This is a genomic window from Rheinheimera oceanensis (assembly GCF_018831085.1).
In the GTDB taxonomy this organism is placed as follows: Bacteria; Pseudomonadota; Gammaproteobacteria; order Enterobacterales; family Alteromonadaceae; genus Alishewanella; species Alishewanella oceanensis.
In genome coordinates, this window is the sequence record NZ_JAGPNM010000001.1 from 610,085 (window position 1) to 634,965 (window position 24,881).

The following is a 24,881-nucleotide window of genomic DNA, read 5'->3' on the forward strand; positions in this document are numbered from 1 at the left end:
CTGCTGTTTGATTTCACATCATCTTGTAATTATTTTTGCAGCTTTACTGTAGGCCTAAACGCAGAATTTTTAACCTGTACCTTAGTACTATGGTGATGCCCGTCGTCCTGTATCAGACTAACTGAAACTGATAATAAGGATAACAAGATGTTGAGTCTTATCGGATTGCTGGCCGGGCTAGGCCTGCTGATAGTACTGACGATGCGCGGCTTTAACCTGTTTATTACCGCCCCCCTGTGCGCATTACTGGTAGCAATAACCAATGACATTCCGTTCTGGCAACTGGCCGATAAAGCCGATTTTGTTCACGGTTATATGTCTGGTTTTGCCGGTTTTGTTGCCGCCTGGTTTCTGATGTTTTTATTAGGCTCTATCTTCGGCAAATTAATGGAGCACACCGGCGCCGCAGACGCCGTAGCACTGGCAATTGTTAAACGGCTGGGCCATACCCGCGCGGTGCTGGCTATAGTGCTGGCATGTGCGGTATTAACCTATGGTGGCGTCAGCTTATTTGTAGTGGCGTTTTCAGCCTACCCTATGGCGGTAAGCCTGTTTAAAGGCGCTAACCTGCCGCGGCGTTTTATTCCTGCCGCGCTGGCATTGGGCTCGGTTACCTTTACCATGACATCGGCCGGCTCACCGGAAATACAAAACTGGATCCCCATCCCCTACCTTGGCACCACACCTTACGCCGGCTGGCAGGTAAGCATTATTGTGGCGCTGTTTATGGCAGTTGGCGGCTATTTTACGCTAATACGGATGATTAAATCTGCTGTAGCCAAAGGCGAGCAGTTTAACGCCCGCAGCAGCGATCCGCTGTTAAGTGATAAGCCCTTACCGCATTGGTTTACCGGTTTGCTACCGTTGTTGGTGGTGCTGCTAACCTCCTTTTTGCTGCACGACAGCCTGCAACAAGCCGCATTAATTATTGCTCTGGCCGGTGGCGTAATCAGTTTATATTTATTAAATTTCCGCTTTTTATCCAACCCGGCAGCAGCTACTAACGAAGGCGTGCTGGGCGCTCTGCTGGCCATTGGTAATACTGCCGCCGTAGTCGGCTTTGGTGCAGTTGCAAAATTAACACCGGCATTTAGCAGCGTAGTAGATTACATGACTCACCTGCCCGGGCCCGAACTTTTGGGTGCTGCCGTGGCAGTAAGTGCCATAGCCGGTTTAACCGGCTCAGCTTCCGGCGGCCAGGTTATTGCGCTGCCGGAAATTGCGCCGCATTATCTGGAGCGCGGCGTAGATGCCGAGCAACTGCACCGCGTAGTGGCTATTTCATCCGGCGCGCTCGATTCTCTGCCGCATAACGGCTATGTGGTTACCACCATCCGTGCTATCTGTGGTGAAACACACCAAAATGCCTACTGGCCGGTTGCAGTTGTCAGCGTGCTGATGCCGGTGTTGGGTACTATGCTGGCCATAGCGCTGTTTCAGTGGTTTTAACCGGAGGCAACACCATGTTTATCAGGCTTATTTTACTCTGCTGCATTATGCTATCGGCCAGCGCGCATGCCATGCTGGTGCAAAAACAGCGTTTTACACTGGACAACTTCAGCACAGAAAACGGGCACACTATTGCACAGGTAAATATCGGCTGGGAAGCTTATGGCCGGCTTAATGCCGATAAATCTAACGTGATCTTAATTACCCATTTTTTTTCCGGCACCAGCCATGCTGCCGGTAAGTACCATAAAGACGACAGCACCGCCGGCTACTGGGATGCCATTATCGGCCCCGGTAAAGCAATAGATACCAATAAGTTTTACGTGATCAGCAGCGATACACTGGTAAACGCCAACGTATTTGACCCAAACGTGATTACCACAGGCCCGGCCACCACCAACCCGGCTACCGGTAAACCCTATGCGTTAAGTTTTCCGGTCGTCACCATCGGTGATTTTGTTGAGGTACAAAAAGCCTTGCTCGACAGTCTTGGCATTGGCAAATTACATGCAGTTATCGGCCCGTCGATGGGCTCGTTTCAGGCCATTGAATGGGCGGTGCGCTACCCCGACAGAGTTGCGCGCTTAATTCCGGTTATCGGCAGTGCTTATATCGATGCCTACGCCGCAGTAAAACTGGAGCGTTGGGCTTACCCAATCAAAGCAGATCCAAACTGGCATAACGGCAACTACTATGACAAAGGCCAGCCAATACAAGGGTTAAGCACTGCGCTGGCGTATATTACCCAGGACGCGCTGCACCCTACCGGCTTTAACCAGCGCTACCCGGCGCCGACGCAGGATAACACCCCGTTGCAAGACATCACAGCTACATTTTCTGCCTGGGATCAACTGCTGCAGCACGCCAAAGCACGGGCAGAATATCAGGACGCCAACCATATACTGTATTTGGTGCGCGCATCGCAATTATGGCGCGCCGGTATGGGCGATAACTGGCAACACGCCCTTAGCCGGGTAAAAGCCAAAACGCTGTTTTTACCGGCCAGCGGCGATTTACTGCTACCACCGGCCTTAAGCCAGCATAGCGCAGCCGCCATGACAACTGGCGGTAATACACCACACTATGCTGAAATTCCGGGCAGTTGGGGCCATCTTGATGGCGTGGTGAGCATTAGTGCTGTGGCAGGGCAAATCGCTGAATTTTTAAACTAGTTTTTTCTGGCGGGTGCTGCGTTTATCGGGCACCCTTTTCCCTTTTTACCACCCCCTTAGCCCAGGCAGCCAGCAGGTAACCGACGCATCGTATAATTAACTCGCACTCAAACGCATTTTGGGCTAAAACTAACCGGCAGAGGATTGCAAAAATTCAGCCGTCAGGCAAGATAGTATCTTTTTCAACAAACTGATTTATAAAAGGAAGTAACCATGGCTTATGATTATGGTAGCGAGTCGTTAGGGATCCGTAACCCGTTTAAAGCCGAAGGCTTGCTGCGGGCAGTACGGGGTTTAGTGGTCAGTTTGCTTGGTATTTACCCGCTACTGCAAGTGGTAAGCCTGGTACAACAGGACAAAGCCCTGGCCTGGTTTTATGCTGCCATTGGCTTTATGTTGCTGGCAGGTGGCTTACGCGCACTGGGCGGCGGCATTTTCCAGATGCTGCGCTTTTTTGTAGGCCGCAGTGTACCTACCTCACTGGCGCCGAATTACAGTAAATCCGAGCGTGAAACCGCCAAGCTGGAACAGCCGCATTATAAAAGCGCCGACTTAGAAGAAATGCTGATGGGGCGCAAAAACAAAACCTTCGTCGAGCCGGTGGGCTTTATCTCCCGCCTGGTGCACACGCTGGTGCCCAAACTTATTTTTCTGCCCTACCCTCTGCGTAATCTGGCGCAACGTTTTTCCGGTGCCTTAATTGCCACCGTAATTGCACTGGTAGCTTATGCGTTAACCGCTTTTGTTTGTTTAACCGGCCTGGCCGGCAACACCGGCGATATTCTGCTGCCATTTTTCTCGTTTGTGCTGGTGGTGTATTTAATTCTCAGCTGGCGCAGTGCCAGTACAGTGTACCGTAAAGCCGAAAAAACCATTGAAACCAAAGGCAACCTGCAACTGGCCAAAATTATGGCCTTTGCCATACTGGCGCCGGTGCTGCTGGGCTTATTAATCAGCTACTTGCTGCAACAGCATGATATTCAGCAGTTTGTTGCAGACTTACAGCAGTCTGAGCTGGAAAGCTTTGCCGTAGCACCGCAATTATTGCTGGTGCTGTTATTTGCCGCCATTAGCGGCACCTTTATCTTTTTACTGTTAAAACAACGTACTGCCCAGGTAAAAGCGCAAACCAAGGTGTCGGAATACCGCGCCAACTGGCAGGAAAATATTCACCCGCGTGAGCTGTTTGTTAATATCGACAATATTGTCATGGCCAACCGGCGCTACAAAGAAATACCTAACCGGATCTACCGCGAGCTAAACCCGCAATTAAATGAGCAATCGGAAAGCAAAGGCGATTTTAGCGGCGAAGTGATTATAGAAACCCAGCCCGCTTATGCCCCAATGGACCACAATGCACTGTTTAAACAATTGCGGCTACTGGCCACTATTACCGGCCAGGTACTGTTGTTAATCGGGCCTTTTATTCTGTTTTATTTATTGTTTGAGGCAGAAACCGTACTGCAACTGATCCGGGAATACAGTGCACTGGCCCGCCCGTCTGATGCAGTAACACAAAGCTTTGCAGTTAACCTGTTTAATGAAAGCCAGTTTGTTTTAAGTCTGATTTTCAGCTGGCTTATTTGCCACAGCTTTGGCCGCCTGCTGGAAAACTATAGCCACACCTTCTGGGCCGAGCTGAACTTTGATTCTTTACTGGTGTATTTAAAATGCGAAGGCACCTACACCCAAAGCAAGCTGACCACGGGTAAAGGCATTTACGATTCTACCGCGTCAGAAAACTACGTTATGCGCTCATCGTTAACACCGTGGATTATTACCTCACGCATTATGAGCAGCACCTTTGCCGACAGCGGTGCCAAAAATGTCGAGCACCCGCGGCATATTCTGGAAATGCAGGACAACCCGCAGGAACTGCAGGCGATACTGGACGACATTCAGGGCTTCTTGTCTGATCGCGAAACCATTGCCAGCATTAAAAACCAGCAGGACTTATCCAACACTGAGCAAATTTATCAGATTAACCAGCAATCACGCGCCATGCCGGTTACGTCAGATCAGGCCATGCTGGCCAGCCCACAGCAAGACGCCGAAGCCAGCACCAGTCTGCCACCAGAGCAGCCACAAAACCCATAACCTAAGCCGAAATACCCTTGCGCCAGCAGGCGCAAGGGCTCGCCATGACAATTTGCTGCATTTACCGAGCTATAGCTTTTACTAACAATGCCGGTAATGGGCTTTGCCATACGGCTAAGGCGAATGTATTGGCAATCTATCTTGCTGATGAATAACAGACTGGCCGCTAACACTGCCAGCAGCAAACTTGAAACATGCACAAATTTTGATGCTTAATCTTACTACTATGGTTTATTTCAGCAATTCTACAGGTACTGCCTTTTTTCTTTCCCAGCAGTATTTTTCTTTATTGAGCGAATAAACACTGTCGACTATTAAGCGCCCTTCAATCTCGCGACGGTCACTTCTGAAGGTTGCTAAGAAATACCCCTTAATGTCTACCCATCCGTTATTGCATTCCATGTCATACAACTCACCTGTTTCAGTATCATCCAATACATTGATCGCTGATTTGTTGTCGCGAAATTTTGCATGATCAGATGTTAAATACAGCCAACTATCGCCAGCACTAAGGAAATGTCCGCGTACACGAATTCTTTTGTTCAGAAATTTGTCTGGGGTAGCGATTAGTTGAACCAAGCTCACAGGAAGCACTTCAGTACTGCCATAAAATTGATCTGCGTTGAATTTCTCTTCAGCAACAACAGCTGATGACAGTAAAAAGCAGCAAACACCAAGCAAAGCTTTTAACATTACTTAAACCTCTTAAATGTATTCTCGTTGCAGTAAAAAACCGACTTCAAAGCATCCATTCCTGTGCCAATCAGAAAAACTGGTGTGCGGGTCTTTTTTGAGAGTTGCTTGCAATCACCAACAGTGACTCGTCCCATAATACTGGTTAATCTGTAACTTGGCGGAGCGGCAACAATAATTGCAGCTTCGTCCAGAATGTCCTGCCAAGAACAGACGAATCCATTTTGGTAACACTCCCGCCCATCCCAAGCATCAGTACCAATAGTACCTAATTTATAATCGCCTTTATTGTCTCGTCGCATAACAGCCCCCAGAAATCTGTGCTTTCTGATTTGATCTGCCGTCAATGGATCATGCGCCAGCCTTGTTTGCATCCCTAACTGGCCTCTAGCAACGTCCAATGCAGATAAAAATTTGCTGTCTTTACAAAGTTCCTTGCACTCTTCAATCTCTGCCATCTCGCTATCTCCTTATAAAAAGAACATGCAGTATAAAAACGCACAACACAAATATCAACCTAATTAAAACCAAATATTAACAATTCAGATGTATAAGTTCGCTTACGCCAGCGGCTAGTTAATTGAGCAACAAAGCCGCACCAGCCAGTGGGAGCGGTACAGTTTTTCTTTTGTGCATAAATGGGGCATGTTGCAGCCATTACTCGGCCGCGAAGGCCGCGATATGCTGGTAGTAGGCTTTATGGTATTGCTGCTCACAATGGCGGTATTGGGCTTCGCCATGCGGCTTAGGCGGCGCCAAAGCAGGATGTGTTAACAGCTGTGTTGCTGATAAATAACAGACTGGCCGCGAATGCGGCCAGAAGAGCGGTTTTACCTGTTTACTCAGGAGCAGTTGATAAGTGCCATGACCATCATGTTCCGAACTTTAGCTGATACTCTTCTTCAAAACCTTTTATCATGGTGTCAATCAACATTGCATCATTGGACAAATGAACATACTCATCTTCTTCATCAGAAATGAGTTCCATCCTTTCGATGGTTTCTTGCAGTAGCTTTTTTAGGCCGAGAATAACCAGCCGCTGCTCTTTAGCTTGTAGTTCCATATTATTTCCCCTGAGCCTTTTTATCAGCGACATCGAATGTTCTTTCTGCGAATGCGGCCAGCTCTTCCAGTAAAGAGATATATTGCCTCAATGGCATATCATACAAGGGCCTGATTGTGTAATGAGTGGGATGCGCAGACGGTTTTGGATTAAAATCCATACTTACCCTTAAACCCGAAGGCAACTTGGTTCCTCTTGGAATTTTCCACCAAAAAGTTCCAAATCCGGGCTTCTCTCTGTCGAAAGTTGAAATACCGCCAGTATCCTTCGATACGTAATCAACACCATTTTTCGTATATATTTGAATATCAAAACTTTCTTCAAGCATACGCGGCGGCATAGTTCGCAATTTATGCAGCTGAGGACTATTTTTGCTGCCGTTTCGGTATAAATTTACAGGGATAACTTTGACGTACATTTCAACGATTGTATGGCTCATGATTCTGTTCCTGTTTTGTCATAACAAGCCTGTAGAAAAATCTGTTTCCAGCACAGCATTTCTATACCACCATTTTGTTTACTATTTGTTAGCAACTCTGCATGTTTTTGGTGGGAATTTCAAGACAAGAATTTCTATGGTAACTGCCAAATCTGTTAAGTGTGTGGCTATATCGTTTTATATAGCTCACTTGATGAAGAGTGGTGCTTGTTGATTTCAGATATAGTCTTTTCAAGGGCTATGATGTCTGTTGTGTCTGCAAAGTAAAGCGTATTTATCCCAGACTTTTCGTCCTTCACAAAGTATTCGTACTCAATATCGAAGTGCTCAACAAGGACGTCTTCAATGTAATCGCGGTGTTCCAAGTCGTCCAGCACCAGAACTATACCTCGCTCTGGTGCAATTTTCAGCTCTAGTATTCTTCTAATATCAGACACACTTATAGACCTTAAAGCGATGGAGCAATAGGCAAGGCTGTAGTTGTTTTAGCTTGTCAGAAGCCACCGCTATTGCCACCGAACTTGAGTTCATGCTTAACAGCTTGAACGAAAGCATCAACTAACTCCAGAGAGAGCGGGCTTTTATGGAAGTGAATTTTAGCTTTTTGCTCAGTGTAGCTAATTAATTCAGCCTCAATAAGCAGTTCATCTCCGTTGCAACATTCTAAACTCAGGCAGTCGTAATCATTTGCACTGGTAACGACGACATTGTACTCAATTCCATCTATCAGCATATGGTTCCCAACTCAAAGCTCACGGGCAACAGGCCACAACTGCTGCGCATTATCATACGCGTTTTAGCGAACACATCATTTAGCAAAATAGTGACAGCCCCATTTTCGGGCTGAGGCTAATGCAAAGCCAAAACTTACTATTGAAAACACTAAGTAATAATACATATATTGCTTCGGCTGAAAAGTTAGTGCATATGCTATAGAAACAAGAAAACCGAACATTGATGCGAACCAAATAAACTTAAGAACCTGATCATAAAAGCCATTCAACACGATACCACTATGCTGCTGGAAGCTTAAAAACAACGACGTCAGCTTGTAGGTTAACCACACGAGGAATAATGACATTGTTGATATGAAAATTGCACCTGATACTTCGTGGAACAGTACGCCCCAAATTAGGGCCATTGAGGACCAGAAAACCGGAAATCGAAATCCAATATTATCTGTTTTAATCAAGTATTTTGGTTTGGTATACAGTCGCTCCAACTCAGTACTCCGCAAACGTTGCTCTTACCCATAACAATCAAACCCGATACCTCACCATAATTTAATTCATTTAATTTTGATCTGCCTCCCGTTTATTCCAGCGAATTGTTCGGAGCCTTTACAGCGAAGAGTCTTCAAATGAAAAGTGAACTCTATATGAAAATAACTTCAGTCCAGGAATGATGCTAGCCGCATAGCGAACGCCTTCGGGAAAATCTGACGCAACGACTATGCCACGAGGAAGCTTTCCATCGGATTTTGCGAACCAACCAAGGTACCTAGCAATTTGACCTATGACGGAATCTTTAGCCTCGCCAACCTTGACCTCAATTACAACCCGATCGCCTTTGGCATCTTCTGCAAGAATATCAATGCGACCAATGTCAGTATGCAATTGTCGCGAGATAAACTTTAGACCTTTCTCAATAGAAGCAAGATTATTTATTAAGTGATCTTCGATGTCACGCTCTAGACCGATTGATGTTTCAACCATTTCTGCTACTGGCGAGATTTGATCCTCTCCCTCCGCTGGAGCCCACTCATTTACTCCATGTCGCTCTTCGTCATATAGCTCAAAACTCCCGTCTGAATTTTTGTAGAGAAATTTTACAGCTGATGGATGATGAATGTATGCTTTTGGATTATTCACCGCGCAAGCATAAAGGTGGGCTTGCAGTGTTGTCGGCTTCCATTGCCCTGGATAGTCAGCGTTAATTGCTTGCTTTACCTCTTCAGAAGTAACCCTTCTGCCAGATTTTTCTAGAAACTTTCTAATTGCTTCTGCCATCGTCATGTTTATCTCTCCTCGACATTGTTTAAAACGCCGAACGCCCTCAGCACGTGCGGCTTTGTAGAATCCCGCACGTTCCAAAATTTTATCCAGTCTAGGCTGCTAATTGAATGTAAATCAAGAATTTTTATGATGTAGGAATTTTGCTGCAACAAACTACCGCTTTTAAACCACTACACCACTGCGACAATTTGCCACAGCGACGTAAACCGCCGGTGGGGTTACACTAAAAGCTCAAACATGACATTATCGCTGCAATGGTTGAATCTTTTCTGACATGTTGCTGCCACAGTCGGGCTTAAGCTTTATTGCCACACTAAGGGCCGCATTACCGCAATGCCGTACTGTTATCGCCCAAGCAACTGGAGTGAGAGCATATTCACCGTGTACTAGCCAAACAGGATGGCAATATCAGCCGCACCGCAGAACTGCCGGGCATGCACCGACGCACCCTGCAACGTAAGCTAAGCAAACACCGACCTTGTTAAGTGCGGTAATTTGATACATCATTTGTGTATTGCCATGTTCAATGTGTGGGATGAAACAATGGAAACAGCAGAGCTTGAAAATATAACCAATGCCGCTATGACCCTACCCGAAAAGCAGCGGGCAAAACTTGCACATGATTTAATGGCCAGTTTAGACGGGCCCGCAGATATCAGCGTAACAGAAGCCTGGGATGCAGAAATTTGCCGCAGGATAAGCGATATTCAATCAGGCAAAACTGAACTGCTGGATGCAGATAAAGCCGTCGCTCGCGCCAGAGCCAAAATAAGGGGCTGAGTTTGAAGGTAAAGGTTAGCAAGGAAGCAACCGAAGAATTGATTGAAGCCGCAGCCTGGTATGAGTTGGAACTACCCGGTTTAGGAGAGCAACTTATTAATGCCTTTGAGCTTGCAACAGCAACGCTGGCCGAACCAAACCCACCGCTCGTACCTGCAATTGGCAAAGCCGCTAAGCTGGGTGCCAAAAGGTTAATTCTGCAACGGTTCCGTTCTCTATTGTGACCATTGCAAACAATCAGGTAATTACAGTTATTGCCTTTGCCCATCACTCCAGAAAGCCGGGCTACTGGCGCAGTCGGCTAACGCCACCATAACAACGGATGTAAAATAGGATCTGGCAATGCAGCATTAGCGCTATTGCTGCCCGGCCATTTGCTGTAAAAACTGCAGGCGTTGCAACTCTTCGGCATCGGGTTGCCAGGGTTCGTCAGTTAGCTGGCTTAACGCAAAATAATCCAGCTTATATTCTGCTTTTTCACTGTCGCCGTACTGGGTTAGCTCGCCGGGTACGGCCGGGCGCTTTTCCAGCACAAAGGTGCCGAGAATATAAGGCCCGCTTTGCTGTTGCAGCACCGCTTTAAAAGCCCGTAAGATTATTTCACCCTGCCCTTCACTTAGCTTTGCGTTGCCTGTTAACAGGGCTAGCGGCTGGCGTTTTTCGGTAAATAAATTAGCCCGTAAGCGGTAATAACCAGCTTGATGAACCGCTATTTTTACCGGGATCAGCATATCACTGCCCACGCCACGGCTATCGCCCACGCCGGTGATAGTGGCTACCGGGTGGCTGTATTCAATACCGGTTTTCAGCACTTGCTGCTGGCCGTTGGCGCTAAAGCTGACGCTGATTTCAAAAGCGCCATTCCAGTCGGCCTCTGCATTAAAGGTAGCTGACCAGTTAGCCGGTGTACCGCGCATGTCTTCTGTGGCCACTATTGTAGCCGTACTTTCCGCGCTTAGTGCCACACTGACATCTGACACCTGAATACCGCTTACCTGCAGCGTTACCGGTATCGCCTCGGGGTAACTAAAACGGAATTTTGGCAGCACTATCGTTGCGCTGGCACCGCCCTCAAGTGGCACGGTTTGCGGGATATAGCGGTTTGGCGCCAGCAGGTGTTCATCATCCAGGCTTAATGGCCGTGAATACGGCGGTAACTCAAGCTCTGCAGCATAAGCGCTGGCCAGTAATTTAAAGCTTTCGCTTACCGGCTGGGGTATTTTTTCTGTTACGTTAATTTGCTGTGGCTTTGCCGCTGGTGTATTAGCTGGCTTAACGGCAGCAGCGGCTGACAGCGTGGTAATTTGCGGCGCTGTTTCTGGCACTACCGTTGCCGGTTGCAGCCAGAAAAACCATAAGCCTGCCAGCAATGCCGGCAGGCATAATAATAACCACTTTTTCATTAGGCTAGTTCGCTGCCTGATACACCAATGCTGACATACTGGTGTTATCAGAGTTACGCACTATACGATAACGCGAGCTAAACACCCACCAGCCACGGTTTTCGTCAACAGTGTTAAATTGCAGCCGCTCGCCATTAAGGTAGTTAACACTATTGCTGGCCGCAGTTATTTCGTCAGCAGCGCGGTTGGCTATAACATCGCTGTGGCTGTAGCCTTCGCTCATTAACATCGGGTAATGGTATGGCATAAAGCTGGCTGGCCCGCTAACCGATGTCAGCTTGCCATCAAAGGCCACACTGCGTGAACAACTGTTAAAGCTGCCAACGTTGGCGGCACCACAGCTGGAATGGCTGGCCACTACGCCGTCATCTTCACCTGGCAAAAATGCGCCGGTGGCACCTAAAAAGTCAGAACCGGCGCCAACAAAACGTAAGCGCGGCACCCGGCTGTCGGGGAAAGCTGCTAACTGGCGTGCGGTGTTTACCCGTAAGTCGTTTAACACACCAATGTTAGCCGGCGACGGTATCTGCCCCAGCCACAAAGATATAGCCAGCCGCAGTGCGCCATCAATCAGGCCGGAACCGCCGGCCACATTTACCGCTAAATCTGCCAGTTCTACCCCGCCGCCAGCACCGGCAAAATCAAACGTCGCAACAATATTCAGCGGCTGTAAGCCGGCGTTTTGCAGCCACAGCGCCTGATTATCAATAATGTAGCGGGTAACTAAATCACCGGTAGAGTGCGACACAAAAATACAGCCACTGGCGCAGGTGCCATTTTGTGACAGCTGTTGCAGCTTAGGCCAGACATAGTCACTGGCAATTTTACCGGCCACCCGCTCTTGCGATGGCCAGTCAATACGTACATCGGCGCGGTCGCGCCAGTATCCGGCCCAGTACTCTGCGCCATTGTTGCTTACCTGGTTGCCGGTAGGCCGGCTGGCTAAATTATCCGGTTGAAAACCGTGCACCAATACCACCGGATAGCCGCCTACAGCGGCCTGCGCAGCGCCGCTAAACAGGCCTGCCAGTAAAAGCAGGGTAGATTTTTTCATTTGGGTTGTCCTCGTCTTTTCTCTGCTGAAACAGGGTTCTTGCTAAGATTATCGTTATTATTCTGCCGCCTCGTCCCTTTGACATTACCCAAACTACTTGCAGATGCAGCAAGGCGGCAAGTGAGCACATCTCCATGAACATAGTTACCTATGTGATGGAACCGTGCTGGCGTTCCAGTGGGCTAACGTAGTTAACACCGCTGCAGCTTCAAGTAGGGCGGGTAAACAACTCCACCAACAAGATAGACCAGTTCATTTTGAATGCAATGCACTGATTTTGCTGCCAGCAAGCTGCCAGACCGGCTAAACCGGTAACGGTGTTTGAATTTTCTTAAACAGAGAAAAATGTGAACAGCGCTACAACAGAGTTAAACCGGCAGTGTGCTTTTTAAGCAGATAACTGGCAGCTAAAACACTGTTTAAAGTGATTGCTCAAACTATTTTTGTTTTTTTGCCTCGCCGGATAACGTAATGGCTTACTAAACACTCTCAGCCCACGACTACCGGGTTAATCTGCAGTGTGTAACTTAACACTTTGCATAATGCTGTGCTCTGCCGCTCTGGCGTTGGCATGCCAGTAGTGAAAATAAGCCGGTAAATTTGCTTTGTACGCAAAACGGATTTTTAAATAAAACTGCTCCGACAGCGGGTAGCAGTAGTAGTGATACTGCCGGGTAAACGCCCGGCTGGCGTGCGTGTAATGCAACCATTGCTGGCTGCCAAAGTGTTTAATGCTATAACACTGCGGCAGTTGCTCTTTGTGCCTTAGCACAGCATATTGCTGCGTTTGCCCGGCAAGTAATTTATTGCTGTGTCTGCGGGCTTCGTAGTGTTGTAAAGCGTGTTTTAGCTGCGCAGCGCCAGCAGAAATATAGCTGCCGTTTGCATCGCCGTTCTGCCCGCAGAGATATTGGCCTAACTGTGCAAGATCATGCCGGGAAATGCTTTTACCCGTTGCAACCTGCTTTAGCCAGATTGATAACATTAACTGCCCCAGCGGCTCGCCGTGAGTTCTTAAAAAATGCCCTCTGTACCAATATTGTTGCTGGTTTATACAAACAAAACGATGCCGCTGTCGCTGATCGGTATAAAGCTCAAACCAGCCGGGCGTCTGGTAAGGAAACAACACCGGAAACGTCATCGGGTTGGGGCTGGGAATGCAAAACGCTAACAGATCATTATCCAGCAACACTTTGTAATTAAAGCGCCTGTAGGCATCTGGCCCGCCATCAAAGCCACGGCCGGTAATGCGTTTTAAAAAGTTCTTTATCATACCGGCGCCAACACTGTGCAATTTACGCTTTTATGTTGTTAGTTTGTGCAGCATTGCTACAGGTAAACTTACGCTGCCTGCACCAGGCTAAAGCCAGTTCATCCATCAGCTCAGCGTTGATGGCTAAAGTGAGCCAGATCCCGGTTTTATCCTGCTCCAGAATACATTCAGTTGGGTTTCGTAAGTCAATGTAAGCACAAGGAATATTGTCACCGTGCACAGTTTTCTCACTAAACACGATATGCGCCACCGGCTTTGCGTTAACATTGCAGTTCATAACAGAGATCTCCCCGTATGTTATTGGGTGCCAAGAGCAAATATGCCGCCAACAACACTCTTTGCTTTTACGTTTTCTTCACATTATTGCGAATTACGCAAATTTATCAAGCTAATTTTGCAGCAACCGCTTTGTGCATCTGGGCCAATGCACCGAGAATCGCCCAGATGAAAATTGGCAACATACTGAGACATAGAAGAAAAATGCTAGGGAAAACCCTGGAGGATGTTGCTTATGCCGCAGAAACTGATGCCGGAAATTTGTCACGTATTGAGCGCGACGAGCAGCGCCCGTCACTGGATTTGCTGGAAGCTATCGCCCACGCTTTAGATATGCAGGTGTCGGCGCTGTATCAAAGCGCTGAGGAGCACAGCCGCACGGAGGTTATGGAACAAGGCAACCATTACAGCCCGTCGGCTACTGCAGTAGACGCGCAACTGGCTTTGTTGCTTAAGCATTACCATAGCCTGACCGACGAAGGCCGGGCTTTGGCTGTTAACCTTGTCAGCACATTGAAGAAAACTCATGGCGCAGGCAAATAAACCGCTTTAACCCACGCCACTCTTACTCTGTGTTATCTATTTGAGTTATTAACCAAATCGCCAACAACGTGCGATACGTAATCGGCGCCTTTGAGTATTTCATCAATAATGCTGGCTGCTTCTGAGATAAGATCAGCATTTTTATCTGCCTGCTCAGTAACCAGCAACATGCTGCCCCTGCCCTGCGTTACCAGTTGATTATTTTTGCTTACCATTTGGTTTATTTCTTCTGTCGACTTGGTGGTGCGCCCGGCTAATGTTCTTACTTCATCGGCTACTACTGCAAAGCCTCTGCCATGCTCGCCCGCGCGGGCCGCTTCAATAGCAGCATTTAATGCCAGCAGGTTGGTTTGATCAGCAATAGATTTTATCGTAGTGACAATTTTAGAGATTTCACCTGACTGAATATTTAACTCTTCCACCAGCCCGGCCAATTGTTTGATATCCTGCGACACTTTCTCTGAGTTGCGCAGATTTTCTTTTAAAATGCTGGCGCCCCGCTCTGACACCTGCGCGGTTTCAACCGAGGTGCTGTGTGCCAGCTCTGCCGCTTTTTGAATGGCCAGTTGCCGCTCCATCCGCCTGGTAATATCGCTGGCTATCTTAACCACTTTGATGACTTTACCGGCATGGTCAAACACCGGGTTGTAAGTTGCCTCAATCCACACCGAATTGCCCTGGCTGCTTACGCGGCGGAATAAACCGTTTTTTACCTGGCCGTTTTCCAGATCCTGCCAGAATGTCGGGTTATCATGGTAAAACTCCGGCGCACAAAAAATTCTATGGTGCTTACCGCGGATATCGCTAAGGCTGCGATATCCCAACGCATTGATAAAATTCTCATTTGCCGTAAGGATAGTGCCGTCAGGGGTAAATTCTATTACCGCATTGGAGCGCTCTACCGCATTGATAAAAGCCGAATTACTAACAAATTGCTCATGCACTTTTGTAACATCATTGGCAATTTTCATCACCTGAACAACCTGCCCACTTTCAATGGTAGGAATATACGTTGCCTCAAGCCAGATATCGCTGCCATTTTTATGCTTTCGTCTGAACAGGCCCCGTTTGGGCTGGCCTTTTGCCAGATCGGCCCAAAACTGCCGGTAGTCGGCCGATTCAGTCAGCTCTTTCGGGCATAACGTTTTGTGATGCCGCCCCTGGATTTCTTCCATGCTGTAACCAATACAATTGAGAAACAGCGGGCTGGCTTTAAGTATGTCACCAGCCGGTGAAAAATAAATAACGGCACATGAGTTTGAAATACTGTGAGCCTGTGCTTCTAAAGCTTTTACCGCTGCGCTGATAACATCTTGCTTTTCTTTATTTTTATTAAAAAACATTTGGACGATCTCCACGGCGGAATTAGTTAAAACAACTGGCAACGCTTTGTGTTGTACCGGACATGACACAGGCACACCCTACCTAGTTTAGTTAAAACAATGAAAAAAGCTGTGTTCAACCTCGTTGTTGTCTAAAAAGTACCGTTTTGCCATATAAACAAAAAACGCAGCCGAAGCTGCGTTTTTCTGTTTACTGTAAAGCTTATTGTTTTTTCATTTGTTGATGAAAGGCAGCCACGTCAGTTACCCTTGTTTGGCCGGGTAAATCGGCAAATGGCTGGTCGCGGAACTTAGTGCCGCGCATTTGTACCGAAATCCGTGCTGCGTTGTCATTTAGCATGGTTTCGCGGTAAAAGGCTTTTACCTGCTCCAGTGTTACCTGCTCTACGGCGGCAATTAACTGCTGTTTGCTGTCGAAGCTAAATTTCTCGCGGTACCAGTCGGTAATTAACGGCCCTACTTCTTCCTGCAGGTTTTTCGCCGGCTCTTTTAGCGTGATCAGTGTACTGGCTTTAAGCTGGGCAAAGCTATCTTCAGTTAACTTATCCAGCTCGGTGGCATATTGCTGCTTAAAGCTGTCAAAGCGGGCCTGCATATCGGCTACACCTTTTACCGGTGTTTGAATATACATGGCAAAACCGGTGTAGTTTTCTATTTGCATGGCGGTGCCACCCACGGCATAGGCCAGTTGCTCTTCGGTACGCAGTTTATCAAAAGCCACATTACTAAAATGGCTGTTAAGCACCGTTGCCCGCGCCAGTTGGGTATATGAAGCTTCAGGGTGTATATGCACATCTACCAGGCCAACATCGGCAACGTCGATATCTTTTTGCAGTACCAGTTTTTCACCTGCGGCCGGTTGCCAGTAAGCTGTGCGGCTGTATGGCTGCTCGTTACGCTGCGCCGGCAGCGCCTGTTGCACGGTAGCCACTACCTGGGTTATGGCGGCTTTGTCGTAGTTACCAAAGGCGAATACCCGCAGCTGATTATTCGCCAGCGTGTCGGCGATAAAGCTTTGCAGCTGTGCAATGGTTAAACTGTTGGCAGCAGTAATTAGCTGCTCTGGCTCATAGTTACCATTGCGCACCAGGGTGTTGTAGCCATTAAATGCCTGATAAAACGGGAATTGCTTGCCCTGGTTTTGCAAACCGCGGATATAGCGGTCTTTCGCCTGAGCAAAGCTTTGCTCGTCAGTGCTAACCACTAAACCGGCCAGGGCCTGCTGCAACAACTCAGGCTGTTTGTCAGTAAAACCGGCTACCGTCAGCGCCATACCGCTACCGGCGGTTAACCGCAGCTGCATACCGGCAATATCGGCTTCTGTTGCCAGCACGCTTTGTTGCAGGCTGAAAATGTCGCGCCACAGTGCCAGGGCTACTCTGGCTTTAATATCCTGCTGTGGTGCCGGTGTATTGATAAAAATTTCCAGCACGCCACGCGGCTGGCTGGCAAACTGCTGGCTGGGGTACAACCAGGCGGTAATACCGTTTTGCTGCAGCACAATTTCCGGTTTGGCTTGCTGTACCGGCGCTACCAGCTCAAAGTTTTCCGGTAACAGCCGGTTTACTGCCGGTAAGTTCAGAGCCAGCTGCGGGCTTTGTTGCCAGCTTTGCTGTTCTTCACTGCTGATATCAGTAATTTTATATTTGCCGTCGTAAAAATGCAGGCTGCTATCGTGCGGCTCTTGCTTGCTGATATACCATACGCGCAGGCGCTCTGGCGTTAACTGCGCCAGCACATCTTTAATGGCTTTGGCATCAAAACGCTGGTAATAAAACGGCGCATTTACCGCGTTGCGAGCCGGTACTTTTTGCATGGCACCGGCCAGGTCAGACACATAGCCAAATTCGTCACCTTTTTCCAGAAAGCGGAACTGGTTGTTCAGGCTGGTTTGAATTTCGCTGAAGTATTTGCTGTCTACGCCCTGCTGCTTCACCAGCTCAATGTACTGCATAATAGTGGCTACTATACCTTCACGGTTTTGCATACCGGCGTCGGTTAGCTCTACGTCTATGCTTAGTGAGCCGTAATTGCCGTATAAGTCGGGTGTGGCACTGGCGTTCAGCTTAGAAATAAGCCCCATGGCTTTGAGTTGCTCAGCCGGAGTGCCGGGCATTTCTGAGCCCAGCAGGTAACTGATAAATTCATTGGGTTTAACGGCAAACTGCTCGCTGTTATTGCTGATGGTAAAATCCAGCCGCAGCTGCTTTACGTCCTGATTCGGCACATAATGAATACGCTTGCCACCTAACTGGCTAAAATCCAGCTCTGCGGTTACGGCGGGTTTTTCAATGTTCTTATTCACAATACTGCTAAAGTGTTTGCTGGCCAGTAGCTCCATTTCGCTTAGCGGTAAATTGCTCAGCAGGGCCACTTTCATAATATTGGCCGAGTAATAGCGGTTATAAAACGCCAGGGTTTCAGGGTGCAGTTTACTGCCGTCTTTATCGCCCAGGGTTTCCAGGTTACCAATTAAAAACCGGTTTGCCGGGTGGTTACCCATCATGCCGCGTGACAAATTGTACTGGCCGAAGTAGTCCATTTCGCGGCGCATTGACCACTCTGCATTAACGGCATTTTTCTCTTTATCGGCGTATTCGGGGTATAACTTGGGGGCTTTAAAAAAATCGGAGAAACGATCCAGCGCTTCGTCGTAAGCGTTGTTATTTACCTTAAACATGTAGTTGGTAATATCAAGCCAGGTGTAAGCGTTTTGCGCGCCGCCGTTGGCTGTCATAAATTCGCTGTAGCCTTTGGTATCAGGGTAACGCTCGGTGCCTAAAAACAGCATATGCTCTAAATAATGCGCCATACCCTGCTGGCTCATGGGATCTTGCAGTAACCCTACGCCTACACTTAACGCCGCGGCCGATTTTTCTGCTGTAGGGTCTGACACCAGCAGCACTTCCAGTTTATTTGGCAGTACCAGAGTTTTATAAGCACGGCTGTCGTTCGGGCTTACCACTACCTGGCCCTGCACCTGTTGCTGTGCAGCACGCGTATCAGCAGATAAACTGCGCTCACCGGCACAACCGGTTAATACAGCCAGCGCAACTGCACTGATAACAAATATTTTTTTCATTGAACCACCACGATTAGACAACTTGTTACTTTTTGTGAAGCTCAATGTAATGAAAACGACTGGCCACTACCAGCGCTAACCACCTCTGGATTGTAATAAATTGTGTCGGCACACTTGTTGGATAAGACTGTTGCTGGGTAAGACTATCAGCTAAGTGCAGTATCCAATAACATCATCAAGACAAAGCCCAGCATTAAGCCGTTGGTGGCAGCCATTTCGTGGCCCTGCCGGTGCGATTCAGGGATCATTTCATGGCTGATCACAAATAACATAGCGCCAGCCGCTACTGCCAGGCCCCAGGGTAACAACAGGCTGGATTCGCCCAACACCGCCGCGCCAACAATAGCCATAACCGGTTCGGTTAAGCCAGATAATATCGCAATACCCACTGCCAGTGCGCGGCCGTACCCTACGGCCAGCAATGCCATTGCCACTACCAGCCCTTCGGGAATGTCCTGCACCGAGATACCGGTAGCCAGTGCGCTTGCTGCTGCAACATCGCCACTGGCAAAAGAGGCGCCAATGGCCAGCCCTTCAGGAATATTATGCAGCGCTATGGCAAACACAAATAACCAGCTGCGGCGCAGGGTTTGGCCACGTTGCCGGTCTTCATCTTTAATAAAGTGTTCATGGGGTACCAGCCGCTCCAGCAGTAGCATAAAAACACCGCCAAGCAAAATAGCCAGCGCCACACTGCCAGAGCTGTACCACGCAGAGGCACCACTGTTGGCTAATAAAGCCAGCGCCGGTACGATCAGCGAAAACATACAAGCTGCCAGCATAACGCCGGCACCAAAGCCCAGCATTACATCAAGCAACTTTTGCGGCAACCGGCGCATAAACAGCGCCGGTATCGCACCGGCTGCCGTTGCGGTAGCGGCCACCATACCGGCATAAAAGGCATAGCGCACATTAGCTTGCTGTTGCAGTAATAACACCAGTTGCTGCAAACCATAGCCTGCACCGGCCAGTACTATCAGCAGACCTGCCAGTTTACGCAGGCCCAGCGCGGGCCATTGCAACAACATTAGCTTCATTGCTTCTCCTGATATAACCCCGCCACACAGGGCCAGTTTATTACATTAAAAAACGCTGCCACATATTCCGGCCGCTTATTCTGGTACTGCAGGTAGTATGCATGTTCCCACACATCCAGCCCCAGTATTGGCGTTAACCCTTCCATTAACGGGCTGTCCTGGTTCGCACTGCTGCTTACCTGCAATTTGCCCTGCTTGTCTTTTACCAGCCACGCCCAGCCACTGCCAAACCGGCTTAGCGCGGCCTGAATAAATTGCTGCTTAAACAGGGCAAAGCTGCCAAAGTACTGTGTTATGGCTTCAGCCAGTTCGCCGCCAGGTTCGCCACCGCCTTGTGGTGACATAATCTGCCAGAACAAACTGTGGTTAGCATGGCCACCACCGTGGTTACGTACCGCCAGCTGTAACGGTTGTGGCAAGGCAGATATTTCACTGAGTAAACGCTGCAATGGCCAGTCAGTATAGGCGCTGCCTTCAAGTGCTGCATTTAAACCATTAACATAAGTTTGATGGTGCCGGCTGTGGTGTATTTCCATCGTCAGTGCATCCAGATGCGGTTCCAGTGCGTTGTAGCTGTATGGTAGTTCCGGTAATGTAAAGTTCATATCGCCCTCCAATTAATGATAACCATTATCATTTGCATTTAATCGAAAAACAAGCCATATTTTCAGTCAGGTTCCCGACAAGGTGAGTGATATGGATACGATAGAACACTGGAAACACATTATCCGCCAGGCCAACAGTGCGTTTGCACATGACCACTATGTACTGGCGGCCGATTTATACCAGCAGGCTGCAGTGTTGCTAACACAAGCCTGGCCGGAGTACGAAGCCAGATCGGCTGACAATTTTATACCCGGTGCACCCGATGGCACTGCATTGTTAATTATTTGCCTGTCGATCAGTGTGCAGAATCTGGCCGAAACCTATGCCAGACAACAACGCTGGCGCCGCTGTCTGGCCACATTAAACCGTGCTTTGCAGCAAGTGCTGCAATTGCAGGCACAGTTGCCCGACACCCACCCGGCTAACGTTGCGCTACTGCGGGAAAGCTGCAGCCTGCGCCGCGAACTGTGCCGTTTTTCGCAGTTAGCACCCGTTACACAAACCGCAACGCAGCCGGCCTCTGCCACACTGCATTAAGGAGCATATTATGCTGATACAAAGTTCATTGTGGCAGGATTTCAGCCGCCTGAGCCGGCAGCTAAAAGCAGGAAAGATCATGCCGGACGACTATCACCGGCTGGTATCTGATTACAGCTGCCGCTGCTGTCAGTTGGCCACTATGCTGGAACAGCAAAACAGCAGTGTGTTGCAGGAATGGTGTTTGCGCTATGCGCTGTTTACACTAGCCGAAGGCGCTGTGAGCCAGCTACACACAGCAATGCAGCGCCAGGCCTGTATGGATATGCTGTATATGCCGCTGATTGCGCTAACCCGGCTATACCGGCGCCAGCCACAAGGTCAGGCTGAACTGGCAGCACTGCATGCAAAACTAAAATACTGTTTTGCATGCTCATAAGCGCTGCTATTACATCTGTGACTGCAAATAGTTGGGCAGGCCAAGCAGTTTAATCAGGTTAAGTTGCTGCTCCAGCCAGTGGGCGTGGTCTACCTCGGTATCGTCCAGCAACTGTTGCAACATAGCACGGGTAACGTAGTCCTGCTCTTGCTCACACAGCGCCATGGTTTGCTTTAACAACTTTTGCACGGTGAATTCTACGTTTAAATCGTTTTGCAACATGGCAGGCACATCCTGGCCAACGTGAATGGCGTCACGTTTGCTCATATCCGGCACACCTTCTAAGAAGATAATGCGTTCAATCAGCTTGGAGGCATGGCCTTTTTCGTCATCAAATTCATGATCGATACGTTCAAATAACTTGTGCAGGCCCCAGTCGTGGTACATGCGCGAGTGAATAAAGTACTGATCCATCGCTGCCAGCTCGTTGGCCAGTAGCACGTTTAGCGCGTCAATAATTTTGCGGTTGCCTTTCATTTACTCGCCTCCCAGCTGAGCCTGCAGATAATTTGCCAGCCCCATAGTGCTGATTTGGTGCTGCTGGGTTTCCAGCCAGTCCAGATGTTCTTCTTCATATTCCAGAATTTCGGTCAGAATATCGCGGCTAACGTAGTCCTGCTCGGTTTCACATAATGCAATAGTGGCACGCAGCAACGGCAGTTGCTCTACCTGAAATTCCATATCGCACTGCAGCATTTCCGGTGTGTCTTCACCAATGCGTAATTTACCCAGCGCCTGTAAATTGGGCAGGCCTTCAAGCATTAAAATACGCTCAATCAGTTCGTCGGCCTGCTTCATGTCTTTAATCGACTTTTTGTAGCACACATCGTTAAGTGCTTTTAAGCCCCAGTTTTTATAGATGCGGGCATGCAGAAAGTACTGATTAATCGACGTTAATTCAGCTGTCAGCACTTCATTCAGCTTAGACAGCACCTGCGGATTACCTTTCATGTAATGTACCTTTTCTGTCGCGGCAAGAATTGTTGCACAGTGTAGACCAAAATACCTCTTTACGCAAAATTATGTTTATAATCAATAACATAATACTGATAACCATTCGTATTATTAACTCGTTTAGCTTAACGTTTAATTAGCACATTAAAGCTTAAGCCGGATTTCAGGGTGCTTGTCTCAAGCCTTTTGAATTGTCGGGCATTTTACGGTAAACAGAGAGTGGTATTACTTACCTATAATAATAATCCGGGGGTCCGATGAAACTGTTCCAACCTATTGCGCTGTTACTGCTGCTATGCAGCACTGTGGTGCTGGCAACTGAGCGCCAGATTGAAATTGACAACAGTGTAACCACAGAACATAAAACCGAAGTTAACGGCAAACGCTTTAGCTATACCGCTACTACCGGCACCCAGCCGGTGTGGGATGAAGACGGCGTACCTACCGCCACCTTGTTTTATACTTATTATCAGCGCAGCGATATTAAAGATCGCAGCAAGCGACCGCTGTTAATATCATTTAACGGCGGCCCCGGCTCTGCCTCAGTATGGATGCACATTGCCTATACCGGCCCTAAAGCACTGATTATTGATGAAGAAGGTTACCCGGTGCAGCCGTATGGCGTAAAAACCAACCCGTATTCTGTACTTGATGTTGCCGACATTGTATTTGTTAACCCGGTAAATACCGGTTACTCACGCGTATTACCGGGTAAAGACGGTAAAATGCCATCAAAAGATCAGCAACAAAAAATGTTCTTTGGTGTTAATGCCGACGTGAAGTACCTGGCCGAGTGGATTAATACTTTTGTTACCCGCACTGAGCGCTGGCAATCACCAAAGTTTTTAATTGGCGAAAGTTACGGCACTACCCGGGTATCAGGCCTGGCGCTGGCACTGCAAAACCAGCAGTGGATGTATTTAAACGGTGTGGTACTGGTATCACCTACCGACTTAGGCATAGAGCGTGCCGGCCCGGTTAAAGCCGCCAACCGCCTGCCGTACTTCGCGGCCACTGCCTGGTACCACAAAAAGCTTAACAGCGACCTGCAGCAAAAAGATTTATACGACATTTTGCCGGAAGTAGAAGACTTTACGCTAAACCAATACCTGCCGGCACTGGCTAAAGGTAATGCTATAAGTAACGACGAAAAACAACGCATAGCCCAGCAGGTAGCCAGCTATTCGGGTTTATCACTGCAGGCGGTGCTGCAAAATAACCTGGATATTCCTACCAGCTATTTCTGGAAAGAGCTGCTGCGCGATCGCGGCCAAACCGTCGGCCGGCTGGATTCACGCTATTTAGGCATTGATAAACGCGACGCCGGTGACAAACCGGACTACAACGCCGAGCTAACATCCTGGCTGCACTCGTTTACCCCGGCCATTAACCACTACCTGCGCAACGATCTGAAATACAAAACCGACATTAAATACAATATGTTCGGCCCGGTACACCCGTGGGACAGATCTGACGACAACACCGGTGAAAACCTGCGCCAGGCCATGGCACAGAACCCCTATCTTAAAGTCATGACGCAGTCTGGCTACTTTGACGGCGCCACTAACTATTTTGATGGCAAGTACAATATGTGGCAGCTGGACCCAAGCGGTAAAATGAAACATCGCCTGAGTTTTAAAGGCTACCGCAGCGGCCATATGATGTATCTGCGTTATGAAGATTTGAAAAAGTCGAACGACGACCTGCGTGAGTTTATCCTGGGTGCTTTGCCGGCCGAAGGTGTAGCCGCCAAATACTGATACGGCAGCAAAACACTGTCAGACAAATCCCTGCTCCGGCGGGGATTTTGCTTTAAAGCTAACGCGATAACTTAGTACGGTTTGCAGCTAACACCACCAATGCAATACCGCCCAAAATAGCCAGCGAAGCCAGCAACAAACGCAGTGTTAGCGGCTCCTGCAATAGCAATACACCACCCAGTGCTGCCAGCAGCGGTACACTTAACTGCGCCGTGGCAGCAGTTGTAGCTTTTAGTAACGGTAAAGCGGTATACCAGATGGCATAACCAATACCAGAGGTTAAAACCCCGGATAGCAGCGCATACCCTACCCCGGCACTGTCTAACGACGCCTGCTTTATTAACAACACACTTAGCAGCAGCGCCATCGGCACGGCGCGGATAAAGTTACCGCTGGTTACCGCAAGCGGATCGCCTGCACCTTTGCCACGCAGCGAGTACACGCCCCAGGCCACACCGGCAGCTAACATCAGCAAAGCCCCTGACAGCGGCGGTGCCGACAGCCCCGGCAGTAACAAACCAATAAGCCCCGAGCAAGCCAGCAGCAAACCCAGCCACTGCAACAAACTAAAGCGTTCACCGCGCCACAGGCCGCAAGCTATCATGCTGGTTTGCACTGCTCCGAACAGGATCAGTGCGCCTATACCGGTGTTCAGCTGAATATAAGCAAACGAAAACCCGGCAGCATAAACAAACAGCGCCAGCGCTGATAGCCAGTTACCACGGCCGCTGTGTTCAGCCCGGCGCAATGCTACCAAAGCCCATAACACCACAGCACCGGATACCAGCCTTATAGCGGTAAAACTGGCAGCATCTATCTGGGTATGCGCCAGTGCCGCACGGCACAGCAGCGAGTTACCGGCAAAGGCGATAAGCGCCAGCAGGGTTAACAGCACAACGCGGGTGTAGGGCATAGTACAACCTATA

28 protein-coding genes and 1 pseudogene are annotated in these 24,881 nt (G+C 48.6%); 11 read left to right on the plus strand and 18 right to left on the minus strand.

Translation table 11 applies throughout. From position 1 onward, the window contains the following. Positions 1 to 147 precede the first annotated feature (147 nt). The 3 genes from J3B89_RS02815 to J3B89_RS02825 all read left to right on the plus strand — a co-directional run bounded on the left by J3B89_RS02815 (position 148) and on the right by J3B89_RS02825 (position 4,718). Entirely contained in the window at positions 148 to 1,449 is a 1,302-nt protein-coding gene (locus tag J3B89_RS02815) for a GntP family permease (RefSeq protein WP_215395977.1), read from the plus strand. A gap of 14 nt (positions 1,450 to 1,463) precedes the next feature. Further along, positions 1,464 to 2,621, plus strand: a complete 1,158-nt coding sequence (locus J3B89_RS02820; protein ID WP_215395978.1) for an E22 family MetX-like putative esterase — start codon at positions 1,464 to 1,466, stop codon at positions 2,619 to 2,621. Between the two features lie 213 nt (positions 2,622 to 2,834). Next, the gene (locus tag J3B89_RS02825; protein ID WP_215395979.1) at positions 2,835 to 4,718 is read left to right on the plus strand and encodes a hypothetical protein; all 1,884 of its coding nucleotides are present in this window, start codon (positions 2,835 to 2,837) and stop codon (positions 4,716 to 4,718) included. 231 nt (positions 4,719 to 4,949) lie between these two features. Here the strand turns inward: J3B89_RS02825 and J3B89_RS02830 are convergent, their stop codons facing one another. Continuing rightward, a complete protein-coding gene (locus J3B89_RS02830) occupies positions 4,950 to 5,411 on the minus strand; it encodes a hypothetical protein (protein WP_215395980.1) in 462 nt (153 codons plus the stop codon). After that, positions 5,411 to 5,869, minus strand: a complete 459-nt coding sequence (locus J3B89_RS02835) for a hypothetical protein (protein ID WP_215395981.1) — start codon at positions 5,867 to 5,869, stop codon at positions 5,411 to 5,413. The genes J3B89_RS02830 and J3B89_RS02835 overlap by 1 nt, the downstream gene beginning before the upstream one ends. Before the next feature lie 172 nt (positions 5,870 to 6,041). Here J3B89_RS02835 and J3B89_RS02840 point away from each other — a divergent pair, with 172 nt between their 5' ends. Beyond that, complete coding sequence (locus J3B89_RS02840) at positions 6,042 to 6,185, plus strand: hypothetical protein (RefSeq protein WP_215395982.1); 144 nt, start codon at positions 6,042 to 6,044, stop codon at positions 6,183 to 6,185. Positions 6,186 to 6,282: 97 nt separating this feature from the next. Here the strand turns inward: J3B89_RS02840 and J3B89_RS02845 are convergent, their stop codons facing one another. The 5 genes from J3B89_RS02845 to J3B89_RS02865 form a co-directional block, all read right to left on the minus strand. Then, positions 6,283 to 6,474: a hypothetical protein gene (locus J3B89_RS02845; RefSeq protein ID WP_215395983.1), complete on the minus strand. Its 192-nt coding sequence runs from the start codon at positions 6,472 to 6,474 to the stop codon at positions 6,283 to 6,285. 1 nt (position 6,475) lies between these two features. After that, complete coding sequence (locus J3B89_RS02850) at positions 6,476 to 6,913, minus strand: Tse2 family ADP-ribosyltransferase toxin (protein WP_215395984.1); 438 nt, start codon at positions 6,911 to 6,913, stop codon at positions 6,476 to 6,478. A gap of 167 nt (positions 6,914 to 7,080) precedes the next feature. After that, positions 7,081 to 7,350 (minus strand): hypothetical protein, encoded by a 270-nt coding sequence (locus J3B89_RS02855; RefSeq protein WP_215395985.1) that lies wholly within the window; start codon positions 7,348 to 7,350, stop codon positions 7,081 to 7,083. Between the two features lie 56 nt (positions 7,351 to 7,406). Further along, the gene (locus tag J3B89_RS02860) at positions 7,407 to 7,646 is read right to left on the minus strand and encodes a hypothetical protein (protein ID WP_215395986.1); all 240 of its coding nucleotides are present in this window, start codon (positions 7,644 to 7,646) and stop codon (positions 7,407 to 7,409) included. A gap of 607 nt (positions 7,647 to 8,253) precedes the next feature. Continuing rightward, the gene (locus J3B89_RS02865; RefSeq protein ID WP_215395987.1) at positions 8,254 to 8,928 is read right to left on the minus strand and encodes an endonuclease NucS domain-containing protein; all 675 of its coding nucleotides are present in this window, start codon (positions 8,926 to 8,928) and stop codon (positions 8,254 to 8,256) included. Between the two features lie 374 nt (positions 8,929 to 9,302). On the opposite strand from J3B89_RS02865, the gene J3B89_RS21350 reads away from it, so the two are divergent. From J3B89_RS21350 to J3B89_RS02880, 3 genes are read left to right on the plus strand one after another with little or no spacing between them, the layout of a single operon-like run. Further along, entirely contained in the window at positions 9,303 to 9,413 is a 111-nt protein-coding gene (locus J3B89_RS21350; protein ID WP_433915363.1) for a helix-turn-helix domain-containing protein, read from the plus strand. A 58-nt stretch (positions 9,414 to 9,471) separates the two neighbouring features. Beyond that, on the plus strand, positions 9,472 to 9,708 hold the full coding sequence (locus J3B89_RS02875; protein ID WP_251372180.1) for an addiction module protein: 237 nt from the start codon (positions 9,472 to 9,474) through the stop codon (positions 9,706 to 9,708). 2 nt (positions 9,709 to 9,710) lie between these two features. Further along, entirely contained in the window at positions 9,711 to 9,932 is a 222-nt protein-coding gene (locus J3B89_RS02880; protein ID WP_215395988.1) for a type II toxin-antitoxin system RelE/ParE family toxin, read from the plus strand. A 132-nt stretch (positions 9,933 to 10,064) separates the two neighbouring features. Here the strand turns inward: J3B89_RS02880 and J3B89_RS02885 are convergent, their stop codons facing one another. The 4 genes from J3B89_RS02885 to J3B89_RS02900 form a co-directional block, all read right to left on the minus strand. Then, the gene (locus J3B89_RS02885) at positions 10,065 to 11,111 is read right to left on the minus strand and encodes a hypothetical protein (protein ID WP_215395989.1); all 1,047 of its coding nucleotides are present in this window, start codon (positions 11,109 to 11,111) and stop codon (positions 10,065 to 10,067) included. 4 nt (positions 11,112 to 11,115) lie between these two features. Beyond that, the gene (locus J3B89_RS02890; protein WP_215395990.1) at positions 11,116 to 12,165 is read right to left on the minus strand and encodes a hypothetical protein; all 1,050 of its coding nucleotides are present in this window, start codon (positions 12,163 to 12,165) and stop codon (positions 11,116 to 11,118) included. 508 nt (positions 12,166 to 12,673) lie between these two features. After that, complete coding sequence (locus J3B89_RS02895) at positions 12,674 to 13,438, minus strand: hypothetical protein (RefSeq protein WP_215395991.1); 765 nt, start codon at positions 13,436 to 13,438, stop codon at positions 12,674 to 12,676. Positions 13,439 to 13,460: 22 nt separating this feature from the next. Then, entirely contained in the window at positions 13,461 to 13,715 is a 255-nt protein-coding gene (locus J3B89_RS02900; protein ID WP_215395992.1) for a hypothetical protein, read from the minus strand. A gap of 167 nt (positions 13,716 to 13,882) precedes the next feature. Between J3B89_RS02900 and J3B89_RS02905 the strand changes: the two genes are divergently transcribed. Then, positions 13,883 to 14,257, plus strand: coding sequence for a helix-turn-helix domain-containing protein (locus tag J3B89_RS02905; RefSeq protein ID WP_285895584.1), 375 nt, complete (start codon positions 13,883 to 13,885; stop codon positions 14,255 to 14,257). Positions 14,258 to 14,358: 101 nt separating this feature from the next. Here the strand turns inward: J3B89_RS02905 and J3B89_RS21355 are convergent. The 4 genes and pseudogenes from J3B89_RS21355 to J3B89_RS02925 form a co-directional block, all read right to left on the minus strand. Further along, positions 14,359 to 15,501: pseudogene (locus J3B89_RS21355) on the minus strand (methyl-accepting chemotaxis protein); the annotation flags it as partial. A gap of 301 nt (positions 15,502 to 15,802) precedes the next feature. Next, positions 15,803 to 18,682, minus strand: coding sequence for an insulinase family protein (locus J3B89_RS02915; RefSeq protein WP_215395995.1), 2,880 nt, complete (start codon positions 18,680 to 18,682; stop codon positions 15,803 to 15,805). A 146-nt stretch (positions 18,683 to 18,828) separates the two neighbouring features. Continuing rightward, entirely contained in the window at positions 18,829 to 19,719 is an 891-nt protein-coding gene (locus J3B89_RS02920) for a ZIP family metal transporter (protein ID WP_215395996.1), read from the minus strand. After that, positions 19,716 to 20,324, minus strand: coding sequence for a superoxide dismutase (locus J3B89_RS02925; RefSeq protein ID WP_215395997.1), 609 nt, complete (start codon positions 20,322 to 20,324; stop codon positions 19,716 to 19,718). Before J3B89_RS02925 ends, J3B89_RS02920 begins: the two co-directional genes overlap by 4 nt. Positions 20,325 to 20,415: 91 nt before the next feature. Here J3B89_RS02925 and J3B89_RS02930 point away from each other — a divergent pair, with 91 nt between their 5' ends. Then, positions 20,416 to 20,862, plus strand: coding sequence for a DUF2753 family protein (locus J3B89_RS02930; protein WP_215395998.1), 447 nt, complete (start codon positions 20,416 to 20,418; stop codon positions 20,860 to 20,862). Positions 20,863 to 20,872: 10 nt separating this feature from the next. Next, on the plus strand, positions 20,873 to 21,241 hold the full coding sequence (locus J3B89_RS02935) for a hypothetical protein (RefSeq protein WP_215395999.1): 369 nt from the start codon (positions 20,873 to 20,875) through the stop codon (positions 21,239 to 21,241). A gap of 9 nt (positions 21,242 to 21,250) precedes the next feature. Here J3B89_RS02935 and bfr (J3B89_RS02940) read toward each other — a convergent pair whose 3' ends face one another. After that, complete coding sequence (bfr, locus tag J3B89_RS02940) at positions 21,251 to 21,718, minus strand: bacterioferritin (RefSeq protein ID WP_215396000.1); 468 nt, start codon at positions 21,716 to 21,718, stop codon at positions 21,251 to 21,253. After that, positions 21,719 to 22,192, minus strand: coding sequence for a bacterioferritin (gene bfr / locus J3B89_RS02945; protein WP_215396001.1), 474 nt, complete (start codon positions 22,190 to 22,192; stop codon positions 21,719 to 21,721). Between the two features lie 260 nt (positions 22,193 to 22,452). Here bfr (J3B89_RS02945) and J3B89_RS02950 point away from each other — a divergent pair, with 260 nt between their 5' ends. Continuing rightward, positions 22,453 to 23,955, plus strand: coding sequence for a S10 family peptidase (locus tag J3B89_RS02950; RefSeq protein WP_215396002.1), 1,503 nt, complete (start codon positions 22,453 to 22,455; stop codon positions 23,953 to 23,955). Between the two features lie 58 nt (positions 23,956 to 24,013). On the opposite strand, the gene J3B89_RS02955 is transcribed toward J3B89_RS02950, so the two are convergent. Next, positions 24,014 to 24,868, minus strand: coding sequence for a DMT family transporter (locus J3B89_RS02955; protein ID WP_215396003.1), 855 nt, complete (start codon positions 24,866 to 24,868; stop codon positions 24,014 to 24,016). Positions 24,869 to 24,881: the final 13 nt, after the last annotated feature.

Bases quoted from the DNA above. Each gene is read 5' to 3' on its own strand.
- bfr (WP_215396001.1), bottom strand. From the start codon at position 22,192: ATGAAAGGTAATCCGCAGGTGCTGTCTAAGCTGAATGAAGTGCTGACA.
- J3B89_RS02930 (WP_215395998.1), top strand. From the start codon at position 20,416: ATGGATACGATAGAACACTGGAAACACATTATCCGCCAGGCCAACAGT.
- J3B89_RS02915 (WP_215395995.1), bottom strand. From the start codon at position 18,682: ATGAAAAAAATATTTGTTATCAGTGCAGTTGCGCTGGCTGTATTAACC.
- J3B89_RS02935 (WP_215395999.1), top strand. From the start codon at position 20,873: ATGCTGATACAAAGTTCATTGTGGCAGGATTTCAGCCGCCTGAGCCGG.
- J3B89_RS02925 (WP_215395997.1), bottom strand. From the start codon at position 20,324: ATGAACTTTACATTACCGGAACTACCATACAGCTACAACGCACTGGAA.
- J3B89_RS02845 (WP_215395983.1), bottom strand. From the start codon at position 6,474: ATGGAACTACAAGCTAAAGAGCAGCGGCTGGTTATTCTCGGCCTAAAA.
- J3B89_RS02830 (WP_215395980.1), bottom strand. From the start codon at position 5,411: ATGTTAAAAGCTTTGCTTGGTGTTTGCTGCTTTTTACTGTCATCAGCT.
- J3B89_RS02860 (WP_215395986.1), bottom strand. From the start codon at position 7,646: ATGCTGATAGATGGAATTGAGTACAATGTCGTCGTTACCAGTGCAAAT.
- J3B89_RS02865 (WP_215395987.1), bottom strand. From the start codon at position 8,928: ATGACGATGGCAGAAGCAATTAGAAAGTTTCTAGAAAAATCTGGCAGA.
- J3B89_RS02815 (WP_215395977.1), top strand. From the start codon at position 148: ATGTTGAGTCTTATCGGATTGCTGGCCGGGCTAGGCCTGCTGATAGTA.
- J3B89_RS02900 (WP_215395992.1), bottom strand. From the start codon at position 13,715: ATGAACTGCAATGTTAACGCAAAGCCGGTGGCGCATATCGTGTTTAGT.
- J3B89_RS02950 (WP_215396002.1), top strand. From the start codon at position 22,453: ATGAAACTGTTCCAACCTATTGCGCTGTTACTGCTGCTATGCAGCACT.
- J3B89_RS02875 (WP_251372180.1), top strand. From the start codon at position 9,472: ATGGAAACAGCAGAGCTTGAAAATATAACCAATGCCGCTATGACCCTA.
- J3B89_RS02895 (WP_215395991.1), bottom strand. From the start codon at position 13,438: ATGATAAAGAACTTTTTAAAACGCATTACCGGCCGTGGCTTTGATGGC.
- J3B89_RS02885 (WP_215395989.1), bottom strand. From the start codon at position 11,111: ATGAAAAAGTGGTTATTATTATGCCTGCCGGCATTGCTGGCAGGCTTA.
- bfr (WP_215396000.1), bottom strand. From the start codon at position 21,718: ATGAAAGGCAACCGCAAAATTATTGACGCGCTAAACGTGCTACTGGCC.
- J3B89_RS02955 (WP_215396003.1), bottom strand. From the start codon at position 24,868: ATGCCCTACACCCGCGTTGTGCTGTTAACCCTGCTGGCGCTTATCGCC.
- J3B89_RS02850 (WP_215395984.1), bottom strand. From the start codon at position 6,913: ATGAGCCATACAATCGTTGAAATGTACGTCAAAGTTATCCCTGTAAAT.
- J3B89_RS02825 (WP_215395979.1), top strand. From the start codon at position 2,835: ATGGCTTATGATTATGGTAGCGAGTCGTTAGGGATCCGTAACCCGTTT.
- J3B89_RS02820 (WP_215395978.1), top strand. From the start codon at position 1,464: ATGTTTATCAGGCTTATTTTACTCTGCTGCATTATGCTATCGGCCAGC.
- J3B89_RS02905 (WP_285895584.1), top strand. From the start codon at position 13,883: ATGAAAATTGGCAACATACTGAGACATAGAAGAAAAATGCTAGGGAAA.
- J3B89_RS02835 (WP_215395981.1), bottom strand. From the start codon at position 5,869: ATGGCAGAGATTGAAGAGTGCAAGGAACTTTGTAAAGACAGCAAATTT.
- J3B89_RS02920 (WP_215395996.1), bottom strand. From the start codon at position 19,719: ATGAAGCTAATGTTGTTGCAATGGCCCGCGCTGGGCCTGCGTAAACTG.
- J3B89_RS02890 (WP_215395990.1), bottom strand. From the start codon at position 12,165: ATGAAAAAATCTACCCTGCTTTTACTGGCAGGCCTGTTTAGCGGCGCT.